This is a genomic window from Segatella hominis (assembly GCF_004535825.1).
Lineage (GTDB): Bacteria > Bacteroidota > Bacteroidia > Bacteroidales > Bacteroidaceae > Prevotella > Prevotella hominis.
In genome coordinates this window covers 1-3,916 of sequence record NZ_SGVY01000094.1, presented here as the reverse complement: position 1 = coordinate 3,916, position 3,916 = coordinate 1, and the positions used below count along the sequence as shown (strand labels likewise).

Genomic DNA, 3,916 nt, shown 5'->3' with positions numbered 1-3,916 from the left:
TTATTGTGTCTATAAAATTAGGAACGAAAAATAAGGAGTGTCTACTATTTCAGTTTTATGAAATTGATAGTGTCTACCTTTTTAGTTTATAAAGTAAAAAAGTGTCTACAGAAATCAGGAAAAGTCATATTTCAACTTTTTTTATATTGCCCAAATTGTGGTTCTCGGTTTGGGCACTCGTTGCCCGCCTCGTGATCCCTCGTTGCCCGTCTCTTGTTCACCAGTTCCCCATCACGTGTTCCCCGAGGGACCGCTTGATGAGCATGGCAGGAACGCGGTTTTTGACGAAAATGCTCTGTCGTTATTTAGCATGAAAGATTCAAAGGAGGAAAAACCTGCACAAAACTTTGGTAATTTGATAAAAACTCGTAACTTTGCAGAAGTTAAGCTGCACTCGGCAATTTGAAAACTAACTTTCATTGCGCTCGTTTGTATTATCTTTGTCTGCAAATTGCAAAAATATCATATGGAATATCTGACGTTGACAAATAGCACCGAAATCATTAGGATTGCTTCCGATGACATTGTTTTCATCAAAGGTGATGGAAACTACTCCGACATATACCTATCCAATGGCAAAGCGGAGAACGTTACTTACCAACTGCATGGTCTGATGGCCAAATTAGAAAAGTTCACTTATTGTCCCTTCCATCGAGTTGGCAAGAGCCTCATCGTCAACAAAGACTATATCTTCAAAGTAAATCCAGGACTTCAAAAGCTCATTTTGGCAAGCAGCAACCTATACGATGACATCCATATCAAGGCATCAAAAGAGGCCCTCAAGGAACTGAAAGACAAATTAGAAAAGGAAGGAGGCGAAGCATGAGAAAGAAATTTCCAACAAAGAAAGGCATTATCTTCGTGGATGATGACTCCAACGTGATAGTAGAAAGACCTGCATCCATACAGCGACCACACAAATGGAGAGACATTATCATAGGTGTGCTCGTTTCCATCACCCTTTGCATCATGGTCTTGGGCGGATGGCGACTCTATAATTACTATTATAATATAGGTGTACCTGTATCGGTAACGCCCGAAGAGAACATTCAGAAACTGGCTGCCCGTCACAAAGGCGGCAAGCCTGCCATCACGTTATCTTCCGATTCCATCCTGGGCGTAGCGCTCAACATGTATCGTCTGGAAAATCTGCAAGCTGAAATTTCCCTGGTAGAACCTGATACCACCGACATGAGTGTATGGATGTACAGCCGAAGTGCCGACCACACCAGCACCAACGAATATCTGGGCAGTCTGGTGATGAACGGCAAGGAACTGGCATCGGATGTTTCCCGTCTTGGCTATTGCGCAATGGCGAATGGCAACATCGTGCTGGGAATTTCGAGAAGCGACAAGGTGAAGGATTATGTAGAGGAACGGGGCGGCAGTTTCTTCCGCCAGTTTATTTTGGTATCAGATGGAGTATTACCAGCCAAGTTCCAACTTCACGGCAAGGTGGAGCGCCGTGCCTTGGCAAGAACTTCCGACGACCACCTATATTATATAGAGACCCGTCATCCCGAAACCCTTTGGGATTTCGCCGATGCCCTGCGCGAATACGGTTTCGCCGATGCTATCTACATCACCGGTGGCAATTGCCACAGTTTCTATCGCACCCCAGACGGCAAACCGCATAATATAGGCGATGATACCCAGCATCCTTATAAGAAATATCAGAAAATCGTGCCTTGGATTATATTCAAGGCACGATAGAGTGCTGGATGATAGAATTTATTTATATTTTGCATAAATCAATACCGGTCTTCTCTTGGAAGATTCCTTGTATATCTGCATCACTTTCTCCACGCAGCTCCTTGATACAGTAAAGCAGCCACGGCTCTCTGTTCCCAGCGGAATATACTCCTTCTCACCGGAGAATCTTGTCACCTTGCCAGCAGAATGGATCAGGATGCCACGGGCTTCTGCCAGATAATTGCTCTTGTCGAGCCCTCGAAGGCGAACGCAGTTCTTGAACTTCATTCCCCCCTTTCCTATCATGACATATCTTCCAAGACTCGTGCATCCGCTTCCAGGGTTATTGCTGAACTTTGGTTGGGCTGCTGTATTTCCCTTACCACTTCCATGCATGCAATAGCTGCTCATTACTCTTTTGCCACGCTGCAAGTCATAGATAAAGAACCTCTTTTTGCCAGATGGTTTGGAGAGATCCACGAGGATATAGTAATCCGTACTGTATCCCCATCTGTCGCAATAATCCCTTACTTGCGTCAGATTCTCACAATCCACCTGATGATACCACTCTTTAGCATCCACCGTATTCTTAAAAAACGGTTTTGTGAACCTATTATAAATAGGTGGAACGAAAAGAACACCGATGACAAGCAGAACCAGTATTCCCAATATAATCAATAACTTCTTCATAATAATGCAAAAGTAGAAAAAAATAAGCAAGTAATGATGCTATCCATAAGTGGATTGTATCAAATACTCGCTTATGTGTATGAAATCATCAATGCTTATAGCATCAAATCCTTGATGGTTGTACCATTCATGAATCTGCTTAAATCTACCCTTTCTCCAATACCATGCAAATGTCCAGTTTCGGAATCAAGTTCTTTAGGATTATTCATAAAAAAAGAGAGAAAAAATTTGGTTATTCAAAATAAAATGAGTAACTTTGTAAAAGTAAAAAGCCAACAGCATCCGATAGGTTGTTCTTGGTCATGGTCTATGTAGCCATGCATGAAAAAACTACATGCAAGTTTTTGCGAGGACCAAAACAGCAAACTTGATTTCCATATTAGATGATTTGTTCTTCTTTTAGGAAGAGCATACACTTAACAGATTACTTTTATATCAATAGAATTTTTAAAATGAAGAAGTTTTTTTTCATTTCAATAGTAGCGGGCTGTTTCCTAACGGGCTGTCGCCAATGGTATTCGCTACAAAACTTCCTTGGCATTGGACATTACGAAATAGTCTCCAACGCTGAGAATTGGTTAGATAACAACAGGTACGACTCTATCAGCCAAAAATGGATTGGACCTGATTCAGCAAGAATAAACTATATAGATGCAGAAGCAAACAAAATAGAGATGAATAAAAAAGACTATAAAAATAAGAAAAATGAAAACAAATAATCAAATAATTCTTAAAAAGAAAAAAGGTTAGTGGTGGAATATAGCTGCCAACAAGCCCTTTAGTGGTCTTGCCTCAGTAAATGGACAGACTTTTCTATATACCAAAGACGGAAGAAAGATTCCATTATCGAAATGGAGGTCATCTCTCTAGAAAGGTATTGCGACAGCTGTCCGAAGACTTTAGACCAACAAATCGTTTGGTATAATAAGATAAGTGCCCTTCGTTAGCAGTAACATTCTAACGAAGGGCGTTTTCCTTACGTAATGATAAAAAAATAACTTGGTACATTTTTATTATTTGTTACAGCATCAAATCGTTGATGGTTGTACCATTCATGAATCTGCTTAAATCTACCCTTTCTCCAATACCATGCAAATGTCCGGCTTCTGAATATTGCCAGATATTACACTTTCCTCTGCCGTCGATAGTGGGTTGTCGGGAGTTATAATTGGCGATGAAGAGATAATAACGATTGAACTTCGCCCCCATCTCCTTATTATAGAAGCTCTCGTTGCTATAGATGATAGGATACTTGCCATAGTGTTTCTTCACCAAGTCAGCATACATCTGTATGCTATCCTGTAGCTGTCGTCCCTTCCATCTTCCCTGGATGCCTTTCTCCTCCACATCCAATACAGGAATCAAGTCCTGCTCACTTTTCTTCACCATCTTTTGGAAATCCCGGAACTGATTCCTAAGACATAGCCAAATTTTTGAGCAGCTTTTTATGTTAATAAATATAAAAGAGGCGTTTTGGAGCATACAGGCACTAAAATATCGGTAGCAGAAATGGTCAAAAATGACATTTCTGTTA

5 protein-coding genes are annotated in these 3,916 nt (G+C 40.9%); 3 read left to right on the top strand and 2 right to left on the bottom strand.

Annotation, left to right across the window (positions count from 1 at the left end; genetic code table 11):
• The first annotated feature begins 466 nt into the window (after nt 1-466).
• Together EXN75_RS16925 and EXN75_RS16920 are read left to right on the top strand one after the other, a co-directional pair.
• Nucleotides 467-826, top strand: a complete 360-nt coding sequence (locus tag EXN75_RS16925; RefSeq protein WP_134844712.1) for a LytTR family DNA-binding domain-containing protein — start codon at nt 467-469, stop codon at nt 824-826.
• A complete protein-coding gene (locus EXN75_RS16920) occupies nt 823-1,713 on the top strand; it encodes a hypothetical protein (RefSeq protein WP_134844711.1) in 891 nt (296 codons plus the stop codon). The genes EXN75_RS16925 and EXN75_RS16920 overlap by 4 nt, the downstream gene beginning before the upstream one ends.
• Nucleotides 1,714-1,731: 18 nt before the next feature.
• Here EXN75_RS16920 and EXN75_RS16915 read toward each other — a convergent pair whose 3' ends face one another.
• A complete protein-coding gene (locus tag EXN75_RS16915; RefSeq protein ID WP_134844710.1) occupies nt 1,732-2,382 on the bottom strand; it encodes a murein L,D-transpeptidase catalytic domain-containing protein in 651 nt (216 codons plus the stop codon).
• A gap of 452 nt (nt 2,383-2,834) precedes the next feature.
• On the opposite strand from EXN75_RS16915, the gene EXN75_RS16910 reads away from it, so the two are divergent.
• Nucleotides 2,835-3,101: a hypothetical protein gene (locus EXN75_RS16910; protein WP_134844709.1), complete on the top strand. Its 267-nt coding sequence runs from the start codon at nt 2,835-2,837 to the stop codon at nt 3,099-3,101.
• 301 nt (nt 3,102-3,402) lie between these two features.
• On the opposite strand, the gene EXN75_RS16905 is transcribed toward EXN75_RS16910, so the two are convergent.
• Entirely contained in the window at nt 3,403-3,771 is a 369-nt protein-coding gene (locus tag EXN75_RS16905) for a glycoside hydrolase family 25 protein (RefSeq protein WP_167639576.1), read from the bottom strand.
• Between the last annotated feature and the right edge of the window lie 145 nt (nt 3,772-3,916).